The following is a 19,944-nucleotide window of genomic DNA, read 5'->3' on the forward strand; positions in this document are numbered from 1 at the left end:
CAGCGCTTTCCTGAAACTAGAATGCCCAACGGTTTTTTCTAAGTCTTTATTTGTGTCAAATATAAAATTAATAATTTCCCAATATCCCAATTTGAGATACTAAAAAACATGTTGAAAACCAGTGAATTAAAATGACGGTGGGTCAATAATTAAATTAGTGTTGAACATTTGGAGATATCAAACAGGGTGTTATATCCCGTTTCTAATCAGCATGAAACTCCACTTAGAGCTCAAATATGGTGAGGGCTAGATACAAAAAGCCCACTCAATGAGTGGGCTTTGATAAAGATTTACTATGCGACTCTGTTTATATCGCCGCTAGGAACTGTAACTTCCATGTTACCTAAATCCATTTAGTTCCTATTTTTCATTCCTTTATTAAATCTTAGTTTGTGTAGTTTCAAATGTTACTTCGAAGAACCAACAAACTCAGGGTAAGCTTCGATACCACATTCAGAGCGGTCAACACCTTCGTATTCTTGCTCTTCAGTAACACGGATGCCCATCACAGCTTTAAGTGCGAACCAAACGATGAAGCTAGTTACGAATACCCATCCGAAGATAGTTGCTGCACCGATGATTTGACCACCTAGAGTTGCGTCGCCATTTGTAATTGGAACTAATAGAAGACCTAGTAGACCAACAACACCGTGAACAGAAATCGCACCAACTGGATCATCAATCTTAACTTTGTCTAACGACGTGATTGAGATAACAACTAAGATACCGCCTAAAGCACCAAACAATGTTGCTTGTAATGGTGTAGGAGTTGAAGGCTCAGCAGTAATTGTTACTAGACCAGCCAACGCGCCGTTAAGTGCCATTGTAAGGTCAGCTTTCTTGAATAAGATAGCAGCTAGAACTAGAGCAGCAATCGCACCACCAGCAGCCGCGGCATTAGTGTTTAAGAAAACAACCGCAACAGAGTTTGCACTACCGATATCGCCAAGTTTAAGAACTGAACCACCGTTAAAGCCAAACCAACCCATCCACAAGATGAATGTACCTAATGTTGCCATTGGCATGTTCGCACCTATGGGATTGCGTTAACTTTACCTTCTTTAGTGTATTTACCTTTACGAGCGCCTAGTAATAATACACCTGAAAGAGCAGCAGCTGCACCGGCCATATGAACGATACCAGAACCTGCGAAGTCAACCATAGTCAGAGAGTAAAGACCAAATACTTCTTGTCCACCCCAAGTCCATGAACCTTCCATTGGGTAGATGAAACCAGTCATTACAACTGCGAATGCTAAGAATGCCCAAAGTTTCATACGCTCTGCAACCGCACCAGATACGATTGACATAGCAGTTGCAACAAACACAACTTGGAAGAAGAAGTCAGAAGCACCAGAGTAGATAGAGCCACCAACAAAACCGTCTTCACGTGCAGCAAATTCGCCTAATGTCGCATCAACGTCAACGCTTTCGATACCCGATAAGAAGATACCGCCGTCATACATGATTGCGTAACCGCAAACTAAATACATGATGCAAGAGATTGCAAATAGCGCAACGTTCTTTGTTAAAATTTCTGTTGTGTTTTTCGAACGAACCAAACCAGCTTCTAACATTGAGAAACCAGCAGCCATCCACATGACTAAAGCACCACAAACTAAGAAATAGAATGTGTCCATAGCATATTGTAAGTGAAATATATTTTGTTCCATGATCCGACTCCTTAAATCGCTTCGCCGTCAGTTTCACCAGTACGAATACGTACAGCTTGAACTAACTCTGATACAAATATTTTACCGTCACCAATTTTTCCGGTGTTGGCAGCTTCTGCGATAACTTCAACTAAACGCTCAGCGTTTTCGTCTGAAGTTGCGATTTCTAATTTAACTTTAGGTAAGAAGTCGACTTGATATTCCGCGCCGCGGTATAATTCAGTGTGACCCTTCTGACGACCGAAACCTTTAACTTCAGTAACAGTAAGACCTTCTACGCCTACTTCACTGATGGCTTCGCGTACATCATCAAGTTTAAATGGCTTGATTATGGCAGTGACCAGTTTCATTGTTGTTTCCTTTATATTTTTGTTTATTATTTTATCGCATTGTATTAAGAAAGATCAGTGCCACAAGTTTAAATAATTGATATAAAAGAAGTTTTTGGTTTTTTCATTAACTAGATAACAAAAAACGCCCCAATATGGGGCGTTTAGCAATGTCAATTTGGTGCAGGAATAGGATTAGAAATTTATGCGTTTTTAAGGGGCACTAGGGTGTTCTAAAAAGACCGCAGATACGTTTGTATCCACCTTGATTTTTACGGTTTTATCGAGAAAAGAATACACAGTTCGGACTTTAATAGACTGCCCAAACCATTCGATAGTCGACTCAAAGTACTGGCCAACAAATCGTTCTTTCGTTACTTTTATTTTTGAATCTAGGCTAAATTCTAAACGTAAATGATGTGGTCGCAGGTAGATATCAACATATTGTCCAACCATAGATTCTATTGATGATTCACCGCAATAAGCTATTTCGCCAAGTTCTGACGATAACCTATGCGCAGACGCTACTTGCGTTCTAAGCCATAGCCCTTCCCCTAAAAACTCTGCGACAAACCGTGTTTTAGGATAGTTAAATAAACGTTCGGCTGTATCTATTTGTTCTATTTGTCCTTCGTTTAATACCGCAATACGATCACAAAAAGCAAAAGCTTCATCTTGGTTATGTGTAACAAAAAGCGCGGAGGTATTTTGGTCTTTAAGCAAGGTTCTAATATCGGCAATCAACTCGAACCTAAACTGCGGGTCGATGTTGGAAAATGCTTCATCGAACAACAAAATATTTGGTTTACAGGCAAGCGCTCGAACGATGGCGATTCTTTGTTGCTGTCCACCTGACAGCTGATGAGGGTATTTACCGCGGCTTGAGGATAATTTAATAAGCGCCAGCATTTCTGTTACGCGCTCTAAGCGTTCTTCTTTAGGTAAATGACCTAACCCAAACGCAACATTTTCTTCAACGGTTAAATGCGGAAACAACGCGTAGTCTTGAAATATCAGACCGACATTGCGCTTTTCCGTTGGCAAGTTGAGTTTGTCACTTAGTACTAATGTATCGCCAATATTTACCGTCCCTGAAACGTCTTCAAGCAGTCCTGCAACGGCTTTAAGAACGGTACTCTTGCCGCCGCCTGAAGGACCAAATAATGCCACGATTTCACCTTACTCAATTTGCAGGTTCAATTTTTTAATGACAGGTTGGTTCTGGTAACTTACTTCGAGATTTTGAATGTTTAAAACTGACATGACATTTCCAACTACGTGTTAACTCAAAACCATTTTGCTAATGAGAGTCGATAGAACGATTTAATAAAATTAACGGAACGAGTCCAACAAGAACAATTAAAATGGCCCCTAAAGCAGCTATTTCAAGCTGCTCGTCACTCGCAAATTGATAGACATAGGTTGGTAGAGTTTGAAAATCAAATGGCCTAAGCAATAGCGCTGCTGGCAGCTCTTTCATACTTTCAACGAAGATCAACAATGACGCAACTAATGCGCTTTTACGAATTAGCGGCAGATGAACTTTCGATAATAATTTCACACCACCTTGCCCCATTGTTTTAGACACCATGTCTAGTGACGGGCTAATTTTCATGTAACTGGCTTCTACGCTTTTATTTGCGATAGCAACAAATCGAACCAAATGAGCAAGTATAATGGCGATAATAGAGCCACTTAACAATAAACCTAGCCTCTGCATTCCGAACGACTCCGCAATTTCATTGATGCTCGTATCTAAAAGCTCAATGGAATAAGCACACCTATCGCCATAACCGTACCTATAATTGCATAACCTGTGCTCGCAAGTTTTAAACTAAACTTTTGAGCCGGATATGGGCGACAACGTAAAATAAAGTTTAATACTACCGACAAAGCAAGCGCGGCGATCGCGGCAATCGCAGCAATCAAAATACTATTAAACGCATAAGTCATGATCCCCGTTGACTAAGGATTCTGCATAGTAATCGAGTGCATACCCAACTAGGACCGCGGCGGGAACAACAAATGCGATGATTAAAATTAGACTGCAAAAACAAAAGGCTATAATGCTCTGTTTAGTTGAAAGCTGATACATTAACTTTTGTTGACTAACCTTAGCATCTGCGCCGGTTTGTTTTTTACCGTTCTGTAGTCGTTCAACGTACAAAAGCATAAACATACCGAGCACCATAATTGACGATAACTTTGCCGCCGAGCCTAAATCATAATGCCCTAACCAAGTGTCATAAACGGCTGTAGTTAATGTACTTACCGCAAAATAATGAACTGTTGCAAAATCCGCCATACTTTCCATCATTACCAGAGCAACACTAGCGATAATGGCATTTCGGGCTACTGGTAAAGAAACTTTAAAGAAGCAGCGGAGTGGCGATTGTCCCAGCGTTCTAGCGGCATGAGTTAACGCGGCATTTTGTTCCAAAAACTAGCACGGACCATTAAATAAATATAAGGGTACAGCACTAAAGCCAGCATCAGTGACGCACCTTCAATACTGCGGATATCAAAAAACCAATAGTCATTTGGTGATTGCCAGCCGAACCAACTTCTTAACGCTATTTGAATTGGTCCCGCGTAGTCGAGCAAATCAGTATAGGTATAAGCCACTAAATAAGCTGGCATAGCTAAGGGCAAAACAAGCGCCCATTTAAAAAACGATTTGCCTTTAAATTCACAAACAGACATTAACCAAGCTAAGGGCACACCTATTAACAGGGCTAAAAACCTACTGAAAACACCAATATTAAAGTATTTACAATATAGTCGCCTAGAACAGTTTGCTTTATATACTCAAAACTTTCACCTTCACCAACAATGGCCTCGTAAAACAAAGCGAACAAAGGCGTTGATAATAAAACAGCGAGAAGCAACCCACCTAAATGAACTTTAGAGAGTGTTCTGAAAATAGAAACGACTAAGGCAGCCAATCGGCTGCCTTTTGCATGTTCTGTTATTTTTTGTGGCTGAGGCAACGTTTCCGCAACGGCCTCACTACCTGATATTCCTAATGACAATGTGTGCCCTACAGATCAAATTTTACCTTATCAACTAAACGCAAAGCCGCTTGGCGGTACTGTGCAATTTGAGTTAATGGCAATGTATCTTCTTTAAATTTACCCCAACTCGCCACAAGTTCAGATGGTTCAACATTTGGGTTAACTGGGTATTCCATATTTAACGACGCATAAGCTTGTTGTGCTTTCTCTGACGCTAAAAATGCAATTAACAATTTGGCATTTTCACTATGCGGGGCAAACTTTGCAACAACTGCACCCGAAACATTAATGTTTACGCCACGATCGTTTTGATTTGGAAACACAATATTGACCGCTTCGGCCCAAGGTTTTTGGTCTTCATTCGTTAGCATTTTACCAAAATAATAACTGTTGCCTAACGATACATCACAAAGCCCTTCTTTAATTGCTTTTACTTGAGCACGGTCATTACCCTGTGGTTTACGAGCTAGATTGGCTTTAACACCGCGTAGCCATTGTTCCGTAGCTGCTTCACCTTTATGTGCGATAAACGACGAAATCAAACCAATATTGTATGGATGTTTGCCACTACGTGTACAAATTTTACCATCGAAGTCTGCTGAACCTAAATCTTCATAAGTTAGATTAGTCGGATTAGCAATTTTGGCTTTAGATGCATATATGTTGCGAACACGCTTTGTTAATGCAACCCAATGGCCATTTTCATCACGAAAATGTGCAGGTACCGACTGATCTATTTCAGCTGACTGAAATGATTGAGTTAACCCTTCGTCTTTTAATTGCAATAATTTACTAAAATTAGATGTTAGAACAACATCCGCAGGACTGTATTTCCCTTCGCGCTTAATACGTTCAATTAAACCGCTTTTAGCAAACACCACTTTAGTTTTAATGCCCGTTTGATCGGTAAACTGCTGCAACAAAGGTTCAATCAAAAATGACTGTCGAAACGAATAAACATTTACCGTTTTATCATTTGATCCACTGTCTTTAGCAACAGCTGTTAAACAAGTTAACCCTAGGAAAATAGCGACCAATTTTTTCATGTTTTTAAGCACTTCTATCTAATTGCGAATAATTCTCATTCATTTTAAACATCACAATAAAAATGTACAGAAATAATTTGTTCCAATTGATTCCTTTTCGATACAACGAAATTTACTGAGAATGATAATGTTTTTGGTAAAAACAATATTAGGTTCCATACGAAACCTGATAGACACAGTTGAACAATCAACGGTATAGTGAATAACACTTATTAATTTAGACCTTCGGTTCACGACTCTATGATAAAAAGAATTGCACTTGTCGCTCATGATAAAAAGAAACCAGCCATTATTGAGTGGGCAAAAAACACTCAGATAAACTGCAAAAACACACATTATTTGCAACCGGTACAACGGGTCGTTTAATCAAAGAAAATGCGCCATTGCTAAACCTGACACCGTTAAAAAGTGGCCCACTTGGCGGCGACCAACAGTTAGGTGCGATGATTGCTGAGGGTAAGTTAGACATCTTATTTTTCTTTACTGACCCGATGACACCACAACCGCACGACGTCGATATTAAAGCCTTATTACGTCTATCCACTATGTACAACTGTGTCGTGGCCTGTAATTTAGCGACTGCAGACTTTGTTATCGAAAGCCCTTTATTTGAAGAACCACAGGATCACACAGTGGATTTTTCGGAATATAGCGAACGCATAGTTTAAAGGTAAACAATCGGAACACTATGAATAAAATTCGCGGTTTTACGTTAATAGAATTGATCATTGTCATTGTTTTACTTGGCATTTTAGCCGTAGTCGCGTTGCCAAAATTTATCAACGCAACAGACGACGCTAGGGAAAATGTTATTGAACAACTTTTTGGCCAAATCCAAGCGACCATTGAAATGAATTACGGCTTTGCTCAGGTTAAAAATAAAACTCGTGGAACACAAACCATTGACCTCGACGAAGTTGGCGAATATACATTTAGCGGCGGGTACCCTGAAGTCAAAAGTGAAGCGACAACGCCTAACAAGTACTTTTTGACCTCATGACCTTAGGACTAAAATCGTCGATCACAATTAACGGCGCCGAACGCACTATGGAAATTGCAGGTTTAGTGACATTTGAAAACGATACGGTTGCCCGTATCGGTTTTGGAGAAGATGATTTAGAAGACGGTGAATGTTTTGTTGAATACGAATTAGACGTAAACGACAAACCTCAGCTGACAATGACCACATCCGGGTGTAAATAACGGTGAAATAAAACAGTAAGTTTTATACAAACTTACTGTTTTCTTAATGCCAATTAGGCAACGCATAACCTGCCCAAAAGCTTGCGTGGCTGCCTATATAATTTGTAGTACGGACCTCTCTGAATTTGCTGCAATTGCAAATAAATCTACCGAAACCGTTCTTTCTCAGAAAATCGCAACTCGCCAATAGCTCAGTTTAATACTCGTCAGTAATATCCTTGCTTGGTAAATAAGACTGTCCAAAAACCTTCCGATTAGGCAAAAATGCTCTAGTGAACTTGCTGAAACTTTAGTCATGCCAAAAGTTCCAAATTGCCCAGCTGAAAATATTTATACCTCAAGATGCCCGTTCAATAATCTAAGCAGTTCCGCTTGGAAATGTTTTAATGCTAAATCTACCGGATGGTTTATGTCTCGGCCGTGTTCGAAAAAATGACTTAATTTAACACACTTTACCCAAGCTACTTATGGTGCATCCGACAATGGCCACCACTGTTATTACTCTATGTTACATACCTTTTGATAATTGCTCACATAGTTCCCTATCGCTTTAAATTTTGGTAAATCCACTTTCTCCATCACACAGCAAATTAAAATAGAAACCAAAGCCATTTGGCCTTACCAATTGACCAAAACATTACGCAGACGCTAGAAATTGCAACAAACCTTTTGATTCTCGTGTTATTGTTTGCGTTATTAAATATTCAAAAATTTATTAGAAACAGCAATATAAAAGCTTCTCAAGTGTTTTAAAGGAAAGAATTGTGGAACTTGAAACCATAAAAACCCAAAGGTTATACGTTAAGGTGGCTGAACAAATATCTAAGCTAGTGCAACAGGGCAAACTAAAACCAGGTGATAGATTGCCGTCGGAACGTGAACTAGCAGAAAAAATAGGGGTCAGTCGCCCAACCATTCGTGAAGCAATGATCGCCTTAGAAATAGCCGGAATAATAGAGATCAAAACCGGTTCTGGTATCTTTGTAGTTGAACAAAAACCTGAGTTAGCGCTGTCAGACGAAGGGGTTGGCCCATTTGAAGTATTGGATACCAGATACATTATAGAAACCGAAGCCTGTGCTTTAGCCGCGGCCCGTATTACAGAAGAACAACTTGAAGAATTAAATCTAACCATTAAAGAAATGGAAGAGGAAGAAAAACGCCCCGACGCCTCTGAACAAGCTGATATGAAATTTCATATGCTAATTGCTGAAGCCAGCCAAAACTCGGCGATAAGCGCAATTGTAAAGTGGCTTTGGGAGCTTAGAAATCAGTCTGCATTAAGTAAAGCTTTTATGGCTAGGCTACGTGAAGAAGGCATCCACCCTTCTATTAATGAACATAAACGTATCGTCGACGCGCTTGCTAAACGCAACCCAGAAAAAGCCCGAAATGCGATGAAATCCCATATAGAAGCTGCTTCTGACGCCGCGGCCACTTATTTTTCAAGCAATAAGTAGCAGTTCCCCTCACTATCTATTCTTTAGTATAACCACTTGGCATAACTAAGTGGCTATATATTTACCTTAATATTTTCATACACTTAAAGTATTTCACAATACTTTTAGTCGTCTATTTAATGAAAGTCGATATTACCGTTTGCAAAATTCATCGTTCACATGGTTAAATTGGCAGGTGGCCTTACCAATATTAAAATTATTACGGTGGAAGTAGAATATTATGAAAGAGACATGGCGCTGGTTTGGACCATACGATTCAATTACTTTAGACATGATAGTACAAGCTGGTGCGTCAGGCATTGTTACTGCTTTGCATGAAGTCCCGACGGGTGAGTGTTGGACATATGAGAGCATTATCGACCGTAAGAAACTAATTGAAGCGTCAGGTCTAGAGTGGACAGTAGTAGAAAGCGTACCAGTTCACAACGATATTAAAACACGTACTGGTGATTTTAAACGTCATATCGATAACTATAATCAGATCTTGATTAATCTCGGTAAGGCCGGGATAGATACAGTCTGTTATAACTTTATGCCAGTTGTTGACTGGACGCGTACCAACCTACATTACAAATTGCCCAATAAGAGTTTCGCACTTCGTTTTGAAATGACTGACTTTGTTGCCTATGACGTGTTTGTATTAAATCGCAAAAATGCCAAATACGACTACAAACCTGAGGTCATTGCCAAAGCCGAAGCTCGCCTTAACAAAATGAATGCTAAAGAAATAGATGACCTTGAGAAAAACATTATTGCCGGTCTTACTGGTGGTGAAGGATCTTATAGTCGCGATTCTATCTTAGTCGCAATCAACGAATTTATAGCGTTAGGTACAGAAGGATTAAGGCAAAATCTTTTTCATTTTTAAAAGAGATCATGCCAAGCGCCGAGTCTGGTGGCATTAAAATGTGTATACATCCCGACGATCCACCATTTTCACTATTTGGTTTACCGCGTGTCGTTTCTACTCAATCAGACGCTCAAGCTATTATAGACGCTGTACCTAGTCCATCAAATGGACTGACATTATGTGCGGGTTCTTATGGAGCACGGGGTGATAACGATCTTGTCTGCATGGCCAACGCGTTTGCCGACCGCATTTATTTTGTCCATCTTAGAAATGTTATTAGAGAAGCTGATGGTTCATTTTTTGAATCTGAGCACCTGTGTGGTGACAACGATATGGTGGGATTAATACAAGCCCTTTTGAAAGCTGAAACAAAAAGTGGAATTTCGATCCCTATGAGGCCAGATCATGGTCACCTACTCGCTGACGAGATTGGTGCTGACGGTGTTAAGCCATGGTTATTCGTATCTAGGACGAATGAAAGGTTTGGCTGAATTACGTGGCGTTATCCATGCGTTAGAACAATTAGAATAAGGTTTGAAGCGTGCCTTATTTTTTACAGTCGAACCGATTATTTTCAAGCGATACGCGCTTCAACCTTTGTTAAACAAACTCGGTTTCCCCCAAAACTAACCATTACTTTGTTTACCTTTGACGAAACAACCTACAGTCACGAAATTGCCCCCTAGCTGGGCCTACTTCGCGGTTTCATGAGAGTCAAGCATGTCACGGTATCGCCCGCGGAATAGACTGTTCGACCTTAGCAAAATTTGTCGCTAAGCATAAATTAATAGAAGACGATGCAATTGAACTTGCTGTCGACTTAACCCACAACTTAGTCAAACAGGCGGATAGGTTTTTATTATGAACAAACTTCTTAACCATACAACAATGGCCTTATTACCTAAAACCGTTGCTCGACCAAAATATGACTTTGCATCTCGCACGGCGTCAATTGTACATATTGGGATCGGCGCTTTTCATAAAGCCCATCAAGCTACATTTACCGACGACATGATGGCGCATACTGACGGCAATTACCGGATAATTGGCGTAAGTCTTCGAAGTGCCGGTATGCGCGACAGCTTAAAAGCACAGGACTATTTATATACCGCTATTGAAAGATCCAATAAAACGGAACAAGCACGGGTTATTGGCGCACTTCAAGAGGTTTTAGTTGCACCAGAAGATCCACAATCTGTTGTTAACGTATTATCAAATGATTCGATAACGGTCGTTACTGCAACAATAACTGAAAAAGGCTATTGTCTTTTACCGGGCAATACTGGACTTGATTTAGCTCATACCGATATTCAACATGACCTAAACAATCCAAACACCCCAAAAACCATGGTAGGTTTTATTGTTAGGGCTTGCCAAGTTAGACAGCAAAAAAACGGTAAAGGTTTTACATTTATCAGTTGCGATAATTTGCCAGACAATAGCAAAATGGCCGGTAAAGCGATTTTAGAATTTGCCCAGAAAATAAATGCCGACCTTGCACGTTGGATCAAATCTAATGTCAGTTTTAGCAACAGTATGGTTGACCGGATCGTACCGGCCGTAACCCCAAACGATATTGAAAGTTATACTCTAAACAACGGAGTTATCGACAACGCACTAGTGACAAGCGAACCTTTTAGGCAGTGGGTAATAGAAGATAACTTTAATGGTGACCGGCCTCCTTGGGACCTTGCCGGTGCGTTATTTGTTAAGGATGTCAGCCAGTATGAACGACTAAAGCTACGATATCTAAATGGCAGCCACTCAGCATTGGCTTACCTCGGAAAAATAACAGGTCACCAGTTTATTCATCAAGCAATTTCCAACCCGATATTACGACGATTGGTTGAAGCATTGATGGTAGACATGAAACGATCTTTGTCATCGTCAATGGACTTTAACTTTGACGATTATGGCTCTGTTATTATTGACCGTTTCTTAAATGATGAGATCCAATACCAAACCCAGCAAGTTGCAACTGATGGCTCGCAAAAATTACCTCAACGGATTATGGCCCCTATGAGAGAATTATTAGCAGTCGATTATTTGTCTAAGCCCATGTGTCTCGTTTTAGCGGGTTGGGTATGTTACTTATCGGGTATTTCAGAACTAGGAGAAGCTCACCCTGTGTCGGACCCCATGGCGCGGCAACTACAAAATATATGTACTGACAAAACTTTAACGTCAACGCAAAAAATTTATCGACTAATGCAGATTGATGGGTTGTTTCCTGCGGCGATTAAAAACAACACTGCGGCTATTGACCAGATCAGCGAATATGTGACTAAAATTATCGACATTGGTGTGTTTTTAACAATAGATACCGTATTTAGTTAGTTTCCTTCGAGAAAGCCTTTTTTACCGTAACTGAGCAGCGATAAAAGCGGGAGGCAAAGCACAGCTTAAAAAACACAGTAATGGAATTGAAGACTCAAAACCTTAAAGCACAATACAATCAAATACGATAACTAATTGATTCTTCAACGCTACTAACATGGTTATTAGTAGCGTTTTATCTTCTGTTTAATGGCCACTTGATTTCCCAAATAAAAGTTTCACTTCAAAATTATGAAATTGCCGTATTACAACTATACTTACAGCTAATTAGAATCAAGCAATGAAGGTGCTATGGCGATATTCACAATAACATTCAGTTTCATACTGCTTGTTTGCTCACATTCCATCGCCGCTGCTGAACCTATAGATATAATAAAACTAAATAGTGGCCATAATGCCTCTGATCAACGCCATCTGTATAACTGGGAGGTTATTGACGCTGCTTTAGAAGCAAGTACAATTAAATACGGCCGGTCCAAAGTAAAAATCACTGGAAGTGCCATTCCAAACCACCAGCGGCTAAAGTCATTAGTCCAAGGTCGATTTCTAAACGTAGCGATGTCGTTAACCAATCAAGAATGGGAAGACACTGTTATTCCTATCCGTATTCCAATCCGTAGGGGTATTTTCAGTTATCGTTTATTGATGATTAACAAAGATAAAAAAGAAACCTTTAAACGTATTTCAACAGTTAATCGTCTAAAAGAAATGCGAGTGGGCGTTCGTAAAAGTTGGACGACTCGAATTATATTGAAGCATTTAAATTTTAATACAGTAGATGCATTCTCCTATGACGCCGTATTTGCGATGTTAGATAAAGGACGATTTGACTATATCCCGCGGGGAATAAATGAAATTTACTATGAACTCAAAGTTCGCGAAAAAGACTTACCCAATATTATGATTGAGCCTGATATTGCATTATATATCCCATCGCCTTACTACATTTTTGTCTCCCCCAAAACACCTAGGATTGCAGAACGTTTGGAGTACGGGTTAGATAAGATGGTTAAAAACGGAAAGCTCAATGAGATATTCACTAGACATTATGGTAAATATATTGAACGAGCCCAAATCCACAAAAAACGAATAATTCAAATCGGTAATCCTCTTTTACCCATTGAAACCCCTTTGCATGATAGTGCTTTATGGTTCGATTTTAATATCGATACAAACACGGTTTCAAACTCTGGTTCTAAGCCAGAAAACAAAAGTTAAGTTAGTACGCCTATTTGCAAAATCCCCATTTTATTGACGACCACATGGATGTGGGAGGTAGGGTGACTCAGGAGATAAAACCGACGACCACATGGATGTGGGAGGTAGAGTGACTCAGGAGATAAAACCGACGACCACATGGATGTGGGAGGTAGAGTGACTCAGGAATTATAGGTGGTAACAACTTGCTAAATTCTATTGTGGAAAATTTCAATTTTGAAGAAAAACAAATTAACCTTTGGGGTGCTTACGTTCGACATACTAAAAGGGAAACTATTCTTGGTAATAACAAACTTACAAAAACTCGACAACTCGCTAATGCATTTTGAAATCTATGGTAATTTCCATAATGTCTGTTGTCCGTTTGCTATCATCCATAGCCGGCTTAAATTTCCACTTTTTCAGAGCATTTAGCGCTGATTTACGAAAAATTCTTTTGGGTTTTTCATCTATGACTTCGATATCTTCAGCTTCCCCTTTTTATTGACAACAAAAATCACTGAAACGTAACCTTCTATTTGCCTTAGGTAAGCCTCTCTAGGATATTTAGGCGAAACTTTTTTATCACCTCTGAACTTTGAAATTCAGCAAAGGAAGAACTACTAAAAACACTCGCTGCAAGTAAGATAGTCTTAAATTTATTAGCTTGAAAAAAACGATACTTGTTCACAAAACGCGTCCCTATCATACAAGAGTGACTATTCCGTCATTAGTTTTTTGTAATTAAATGCTAATTTAGCACAATTTCAGATGTTAGCTTAATATGGTTTTTAACCTTAATAAAAATTTTAGGCATAAAAAAACCGTGTATTAAACACGGCTTTTTCAATTCTTATTTACTAATTACAATGTCGCTTCTTTATCTTCTGCTTCTTCATCTTTGATTTCAGCTTTTAATAACAACATGTCACGTAATTTTCCTTCGATCTCGTCAGCCATTGCAGTGTTCTCTTTTAAGAACTTAATGCAGTTAGCTTTACCTTGACCAACTTTATCACCGCCGTAGGCATACCATAAGCACCAGCTTTATCTACCACGCCGTGCTTCACGCCAAGGTCAATTAACTCACCTTCTTTAGAAATGCCTTTGCCATACATAATAATAAATTCAGCTTGCTTAAATGGCGGAGCAACCTTGTTTTTGACAACTTTAACTCGCGTTTCGTTACCAATAACCTCATCACCTTCTTTAACCGAACCAATTCTACGAATGTCTAAACGAACTGAAGCGTAGAATTTAAGTGCGTTACCACCAGTTGTCGTTTCTGGGTTACCGAACATCACACCAATTTTCATACGAATTTGGTTAATGAAAATACATAACGTATTCGAACGTTTAATGTTACCTGTTAACTTACGTAATGCTTGAGACATCAAACGGGCTTGTAGACCCATGTGAGAGTCGCCCATGTCACCTTCAATTTCAGCCTTTGGTGTTAATGCTGCAACGGAGTCAACAATTAATACATCTACTGCACCAGAGCGAACTAGCATATCCGTAATTTCTAATGCTTGCTCACCGGTATCTGGTTGAGATACTAAGAGCTCAGCGACATTTACGCCTAATGCAGAGGCATAAATTGGGTCCAATGCGTGTTCTGCGTCAACAAACGCACAGGTTTTACCTTCTTTTTGCGCTTCCGCAATAACTTGTAACGTTAATGTTGTTTTACCTGACGATTCTGGACCATAGATTTCGATGATACGACCACAAGGTAAACCGCCTATACCAAGCGCGATATCCAGACCAAGTGAACCTGTTGAAATTGAGTCAATATCTAGCGCCTTGCTATCGCCTAGCTTCATGATTGAACCTTTACCAAATTGACGTTCAATTTGCTGTAAAGCTGCGCCTAACGCTTTTTCTTTATTCGCGTCCATCTTAATCTCCAAGAATTTGTTTTTATGCATTTCGTCATAACTTGCTGCAAAGTATACTGTATAATTAAACAGTATCAATAAAAATTTTTATTTATTTAAATATTTTCAGCCAACTAGCTCACAGGCCTTTATTAACGCCACCTCAGTAGCTTTTTGTCGTATTTCACTTCGGTCACCTGAAAATGTAAAACACTGTGACCATACAGTACTTTTTTCAACTTGAGTACTGTCCCTTGTCGCAATCGCTAACCAAACTGTACCAACTGGCTTAAATTCTGTACCGCCACCTGAGCCTGCTATACCACTAACGGCAATTGCCACATTAGCATTAGCTGCATTTAGCGCGCCCATTGCCATCTCGTGAACGGTTTCATCCGATACCGCGCCATAAGTATTTAACGTCTCGGTATTAACACCGACCAACCTACGTTTCGCTTCGTTTGAGTAAGTTACATAGGCACAATCAAAATATCCCGAGCTCCCTGCAACCTCTGTTATTGCGTTGCTTATACCGCCACCGGTACAGGATTCAACGGTCGTTATCTTCCAACCTTTGGCTAACAATAAGTCACCTAATAATTGACTCTGTTTGTATATTTTGTTTTCCATTTGGATACCTCATGTTTTGTCAGTAAATTTAGCAAGACAGACGGTTTTTGATCTGGGACAATGTTCGATATCATAGACTAAATCACTATTCTGTTAACGCTTTTATGACCGATATTTACAGCCCTGAAAACATCTCGCAACAAACTCCAATGATGAAACAATATTTGTCGATGAAAAAAGATCATCACGAAATTTTGTTGTTTTACCGAATGGGCGATTTTTACGAACTCTTTTTGACGATGCAAAAAAGCCGCCGAGTTACTTGATATATCGTTAACCAAACGAGGTACGTCTTCTGGGCAACCTATTCCTATGGCCGGCGTACCTTATCATGCGGTCGATAATTATTTGTCGCGTCTAGTGCAAATGGGAGAGTCAGTCGCCCTATGTGAGCAAATTGGTGACCCAGCGACAAGTAAAGGTCCTGTCGAACGCAAAGTGGTAAGAATCGTTACCCCTAGCACCGTTAGTGATGAAAATCTATTAAATGAGCGGACTGATAACCTAATTTGCTCAGTTTATTCATCTTCCACTAAGTCAGGTGAACAATTTGGTATCGCTTATCTGGATATTAACAGTGGTCGATTTTTAATAAACCAGTTTGACCAAATCGCGGATCTAAGTGCCACCCTGACACGTCTTTCCCCAGCAGAGTTGTTATTTCCTGAGAGTTTTCCGCATCTGAGCTTATTACAATCCATTAAGGGAACTCGCAGACGTCCCGACTGGGAATATGATTTACAAACCAGCGAACGCGTTTTAGCACAACAATTTAAAACAAAAGACCTTGCGGGCTTTGGCGTAACTAATGCACCTGTTGCCATTTGCGCTGCGGGTTGTTTGATGCAATACGTAAAAGACACTCAGCGTACTGCTTTGCCACATATCCGTGCGGTAGTTTTGGAATCTATTGAAGATACAATAATTTTGGATTCAGCTACGCGCCGTAATCTAGAGTTAACGCAAAATCTAAGTGGTGGGCAGGAAAATACCTTGTCACAGGTATTAGATAAAACATCAACGTCAATGGGAAGCCGACTTCTAAAGCGTTGGATACACCTACCACGCCGCAATCACAGTGAAATAAATGCTCGACTAGAAGCCGTTGAACACATATATAACAAGGCTAATTACGACGAATTTTCTGACGTATTAAAACAAATAGGTGATATTGAACGAATTGTTGCCCGCCTTGCGCTTCGTTCGGCTCGACCTCGGGATTTAGCACGTCTACGAAGTGCAATATTGGTTTTTCCTGCCTTAAAGGCCTTGGTAACTGATGCGACCGCACTACGATTTAAAGCACTTAACAACCAAATTCAAACGTTTCCTGAGCTATCTGATTTACTACAAAAGGCGATTATTGATAATCCACCGGTACTTATTCGAGACGGTGGCGTTATTGCACCGGGTTACAACGCCGAATTAGATGAATGGCGAGAACTCAGTGCTGGCGCAACTCGATTTGTTGAGCAATTGGAAATATCCGAACGTGAACGCACAGGAATTAGCACACTAAAAGTCGGCTACAATCGAGTACACGGCTTTTACATTGATATAAGTAAAGCGTATTCAGATAAAGTGCCATCGGAGTACATTCGTCGTCAAACATTAAAAAACAACGAACGTTATATTATTCCAGAGTTAAAGGAACACGAAGAGAAAGTCCTGAGCAGTCAAAGTAAAGCATTAGCGCTTGAAAAACGTTTATATGAAGAATTGCTCGAGCACCTAGCGACATTAATTGAGCCTTTACAGTTGGCGTCTGACGCAATTGCCCAAATCGATGTATTAAACAATTTTGCAGAACGCGCCGATGCCTTAAATTACGCAAAACCAGAATTGGTAGAAGGTCGCTTTGTTAAAATCGAAGGCGGTCGTCACCCGGTTGTTGAACAAGTCATGACAGAACCTTTCATTGCAAACCCTGTGGAACTCGACCAGCAAAACCACCTAGCGATTATCACAGGGCCAAATATGGGCGGTAAATCAACCTACATGCGCCAAATCGCACTGATTTGTTTGCTTGCTAATATAGGTAGTTTTGTTCCTGCTGAGCGTGCACAAATTGGTAATATTGACAGGATATTTACCCGTATCGGTGCATCCGATGATCTGGCTTCTGGCCGTTCAACCTTTATGGTTGAGATGACGGAAACTGCGAACATAATGCATAATGCGACGCCTAATTCATTAGTGTTAATGGATGAAATTGGCCGCGGGACAAGTACCTACGACGGTCTAAGTTTAGCTTGGGCCTGTGCCCAGCATCTTGCTAATAAGATTGGCGCACTAACGCTTTTTGCCACCCATTATTTTGAACTGACACAATATGCAGAACAACAAAAAGGCGTATTTAATGTACACCTCGATGCCCATGAACACGGTGACGACATCGTCTTTATGCATCAAGTTCAACCTAGCGCTGCGAGTAAAAGCTTTGGGATACAAGTGGCTAAACTTGCGGGTCTACCACCAGAAATACTTACTTTTGCAAAAGCCAAACTGCACTATTTAGAATCCAATAACATTCCTACAGGCGCAACACCGGCCTCTGCGGACAACCAAGTTCCACAGATGCCATTATTAGTCATGGAGCAGTCTGAGGTTGTCGATATTTTAAATCAAACCGATATCGATGAGTTGTCACCGCGCCAAGCATGGCAATTGATATTAGAATTAAAGCAAAAGATAAAATAGAACATCTTACTATTGCCATTTAACGGTTAAAGCTAACTTTTAATTGAGGCATAAAAAGGCCCGACCAAAATAACATTTTGTGTCGGGCCTTTTTACTTCTATGTATACGATTCACATAATTAATAGATCATTCAGAGAAACTTAGTATATTTTTCCGGAAGCTTGCTCTGGCTTTGGTTCTATTCGACTCGGTGTAATCGTCCCATCATTTATTCCCTCAGAAAATAGCTTTATGGTATTCACTACGTTATTCATCGATTCAAGATTTAGCGTTGAAACGTCATCGGTCACTTGATGATAATGGATATCTTTATCTAATTGTGTTGTAGAGAACGAATGAGCAGGCACGCCAAACTTAGCTAAAGAGGCGTTGTCCGAGCGATAAAACAGTCTTTGATCTGGATACGGATCTGCATGAACTTTGATGCCTTCTGGCTCCAAATAGTTATTAATGAGCGTCATAAAATTAGAACGCTTAGGACCCGTAATCCAAGTAATACTCTGGACCAAACTTTGATGGTTTACCTATCATTTCAATATTAACCATCGCAATAATTTTTGCCGGATCCAATTGTTTTGAAAAAAACTTAGAACCAAAACCACCAATTTCTTCACCCGAAAAGGCTGAAAATATTAACGTGCGTTTGTTTTTGTTTTGCGCCGCAAATTGCGTCGCTAAATTAATAACGGCGGAAGTTCCAGATGCATTGTCGTCAGCACCATTAAAAATTCTATCCTTATCTGCACTGCTACTTTGGTCTTCAGGCATCATACCTAAATGGTCATAATGAGATGAATATAATACATACTCATCTTTCAACTCTTGCTCAGAGCAATACACCCACAACATTAAATAATTCTTTTATCTCCAACTTAACTTCTGCGTCGGCAACGGCCGATTTTACTGAAGTGAGATCTGTTAGAACCAAAAGAAAGTCCCTCGCTCACTTAGACTTTTTTCGTTAATCCACGGGAGAAATAATTTCGATAAATGTTAAACCATTTCACATGGCTTTTGTCGATTAGTACTAAGTGATTACCACCTAACATATTCAGCTGGCGCAATTCAGTTTTCAGTTCTTGCCCTAGCCCTACATGCGTAACGGATAACATATCCAAATTAAACGAACTGTCACCATCCGCCGTACTGACAACCGCCAAATTTACGCCGTCGATTACCGTATTGTTCAGTTTTAAATTCGCTTCTGTTACCGCATATTTATAAACAGGAACAGCCTGTAAAAATGATTTTTCGCCCCGAAAAGGCTTCAGTCCGATTTCTTTAAATCGGTTTTGGATATAATCTGCAGCGACGTCGATTTCAGGACTAAAATTGGCTCGACCTTTTAAGTCATCAGACGCGAGATACGTCAGGTCTGCTAGTAATTCATCTCGATATTTATCTTGTGCTGAGGCATCACTTACAAAAAAACAAACGCCATTAAGAGAAAAGAAAATTTAGTCATTAGTATCCTTGAAATTAACATCTTAAAATTGGTGATTCTAATACGATTAGAGTTAAACAACGCCAATAAAAACTCATCTAATAGAGCGATATCGGCAATAAATTGGAAACATTAAAAAAGCCAGCGGGTTGGCCGCTGGCTTTAATTAAAAACATTAGGT

Annotated in this window: 12 protein-coding genes and 7 pseudogenes; 8 read left to right on the plus strand and 11 right to left on the minus strand. The window is 39.9% G+C overall.

All coding sequences use genetic code 11. The features are described from left to right. Window positions 1–407: 407 nt before the first annotated feature. From PN838_RS09935 to PN838_RS09955, 5 genes and pseudogenes are all read right to left on the minus strand, one after another. Window positions 408–1,672 (minus strand): annotated as a pseudogene (locus tag PN838_RS09935) (ammonium transporter). Between the two features lie 11 nt (window positions 1,673–1,683). Beyond that, window positions 1,684–2,022: a P-II family nitrogen regulator gene (gene glnK, locus PN838_RS09940; protein ID WP_215963908.1), complete on the minus strand. Its 339-nt coding sequence runs from the start codon at window positions 2,020–2,022 to the stop codon at window positions 1,684–1,686. A 192-nt stretch (window positions 2,023–2,214) separates the two neighbouring features. Beyond that, window positions 2,215–3,171 carry an ABC transporter ATP-binding protein gene (locus PN838_RS09945; protein WP_272180571.1) on the minus strand — a complete coding sequence of 319 codons (957 nt, stop codon included), beginning with the start codon at window positions 3,169–3,171 and terminating at the stop codon, window positions 2,215–2,217. A gap of 130 nt (window positions 3,172–3,301) precedes the next feature. Next, a pseudogene (locus PN838_RS09950) lies at window positions 3,302–4,946 on the minus strand (ABC transporter permease). 95 nt (window positions 4,947–5,041) lie between these two features. Beyond that, entirely contained in the window at window positions 5,042–6,061 is a 1,020-nt protein-coding gene (locus PN838_RS09955) for an extracellular solute-binding protein (RefSeq protein WP_272180572.1), read from the minus strand. 240 nt (window positions 6,062–6,301) lie between these two features. Between PN838_RS09955 and PN838_RS09960 the strand changes: the two are divergent. The 7 genes and pseudogenes from PN838_RS09960 (at window position 6,302) to PN838_RS09995 (ending at window position 13,129) form a co-directional block, all read left to right on the plus strand. Next, window positions 6,302–6,729: pseudogene (locus PN838_RS09960) on the plus strand (methylglyoxal synthase). A 20-nt stretch (window positions 6,730–6,749) separates the two neighbouring features. Continuing rightward, complete coding sequence (locus PN838_RS09965) at window positions 6,750–7,061, plus strand: type II secretion system protein (RefSeq protein ID WP_272180573.1); 312 nt, start codon at window positions 6,750–6,752, stop codon at window positions 7,059–7,061. Further along, complete coding sequence (locus PN838_RS09970; protein WP_272180574.1) at window positions 7,058–7,264, plus strand: hypothetical protein; 207 nt, start codon at window positions 7,058–7,060, stop codon at window positions 7,262–7,264. The genes PN838_RS09965 and PN838_RS09970 overlap by 4 nt, the downstream gene beginning before the upstream one ends. A 764-nt stretch (window positions 7,265–8,028) precedes the next feature. Further along, window positions 8,029–8,724, plus strand: a complete 696-nt coding sequence (locus tag PN838_RS09975) for a FadR/GntR family transcriptional regulator (protein ID WP_272180575.1) — start codon at window positions 8,029–8,031, stop codon at window positions 8,722–8,724. A gap of 220 nt (window positions 8,725–8,944) precedes the next feature. Further along, window positions 8,945–10,065, plus strand: a pseudogene (uxuA, locus tag PN838_RS26315) (mannonate dehydratase). Window positions 10,066–10,435: 370 nt separating this feature from the next. Continuing rightward, window positions 10,436–11,911, plus strand: a complete 1,476-nt coding sequence (locus PN838_RS09990) for a mannitol dehydrogenase family protein (RefSeq protein WP_272180578.1) — start codon at window positions 10,436–10,438, stop codon at window positions 11,909–11,911. A gap of 291 nt (window positions 11,912–12,202) precedes the next feature. Beyond that, window positions 12,203–13,129, plus strand: a complete 927-nt coding sequence (locus tag PN838_RS09995; RefSeq protein ID WP_272180579.1) for a substrate-binding periplasmic protein — start codon at window positions 12,203–12,205, stop codon at window positions 13,127–13,129. A 315-nt stretch (window positions 13,130–13,444) separates the two neighbouring features. On the opposite strand, the pseudogene PN838_RS27215 reads toward PN838_RS09995, so the two are convergent. The 3 genes and pseudogenes from PN838_RS27215 to PN838_RS10005 all read right to left on the minus strand — a co-directional run bounded on the left by PN838_RS27215 (window position 13,445) and on the right by PN838_RS10005 (window position 15,618). After that, window positions 13,445–13,713: pseudogene (locus PN838_RS27215) on the minus strand (energy transducer TonB). A gap of 259 nt (window positions 13,714–13,972) precedes the next feature. Beyond that, window positions 13,973–15,009: pseudogene (gene recA / locus PN838_RS10000) on the minus strand (recombinase RecA). Window positions 15,010–15,114: 105 nt separating this feature from the next. Next, on the minus strand, window positions 15,115–15,618 hold the full coding sequence (locus PN838_RS10005) for a CinA family protein (RefSeq protein WP_272180580.1): 504 nt from the start codon (window positions 15,616–15,618) through the stop codon (window positions 15,115–15,117). Window positions 15,619–15,722: 104 nt separating this feature from the next. Between PN838_RS10005 and mutS the strand changes: the two are divergent. Beyond that, window positions 15,723–18,318 (plus strand): annotated as a pseudogene (mutS, locus tag PN838_RS10010) (DNA mismatch repair protein MutS). 141 nt (window positions 18,319–18,459) lie between these two features. On the opposite strand, the gene PN838_RS10015 reads toward mutS, so the two are convergent. The 3 genes from PN838_RS10015 to PN838_RS10025 all read right to left on the minus strand — a co-directional run bounded on the left by PN838_RS10015 (window position 18,460) and on the right by PN838_RS10025 (window position 19,479). After that, window positions 18,460–18,780: a M28 family peptidase gene (locus tag PN838_RS10015; RefSeq protein WP_272180581.1), complete on the minus strand. Its 321-nt coding sequence runs from the start codon at window positions 18,778–18,780 to the stop codon at window positions 18,460–18,462. Between the two features lie 13 nt (window positions 18,781–18,793). After that, window positions 18,794–19,168 (minus strand): M20/M25/M40 family metallo-hydrolase, encoded by a 375-nt coding sequence (locus PN838_RS10020; RefSeq protein WP_272180582.1) that lies wholly within the window; start codon window positions 19,166–19,168, stop codon window positions 18,794–18,796. 98 nt (window positions 19,169–19,266) lie between these two features. Continuing rightward, on the minus strand, window positions 19,267–19,479 hold the full coding sequence (locus PN838_RS10025; RefSeq protein WP_272180583.1) for a hypothetical protein: 213 nt from the start codon (window positions 19,477–19,479) through the stop codon (window positions 19,267–19,269). Between the last annotated feature and the right edge of the window lie 465 nt (window positions 19,480–19,944).

The organism is Psychrosphaera algicola (genome assembly GCF_028401425.1).
GTDB classification, from domain to species: Bacteria; Pseudomonadota; Gammaproteobacteria; order Enterobacterales; family Alteromonadaceae; genus Psychrosphaera; species Psychrosphaera algicola.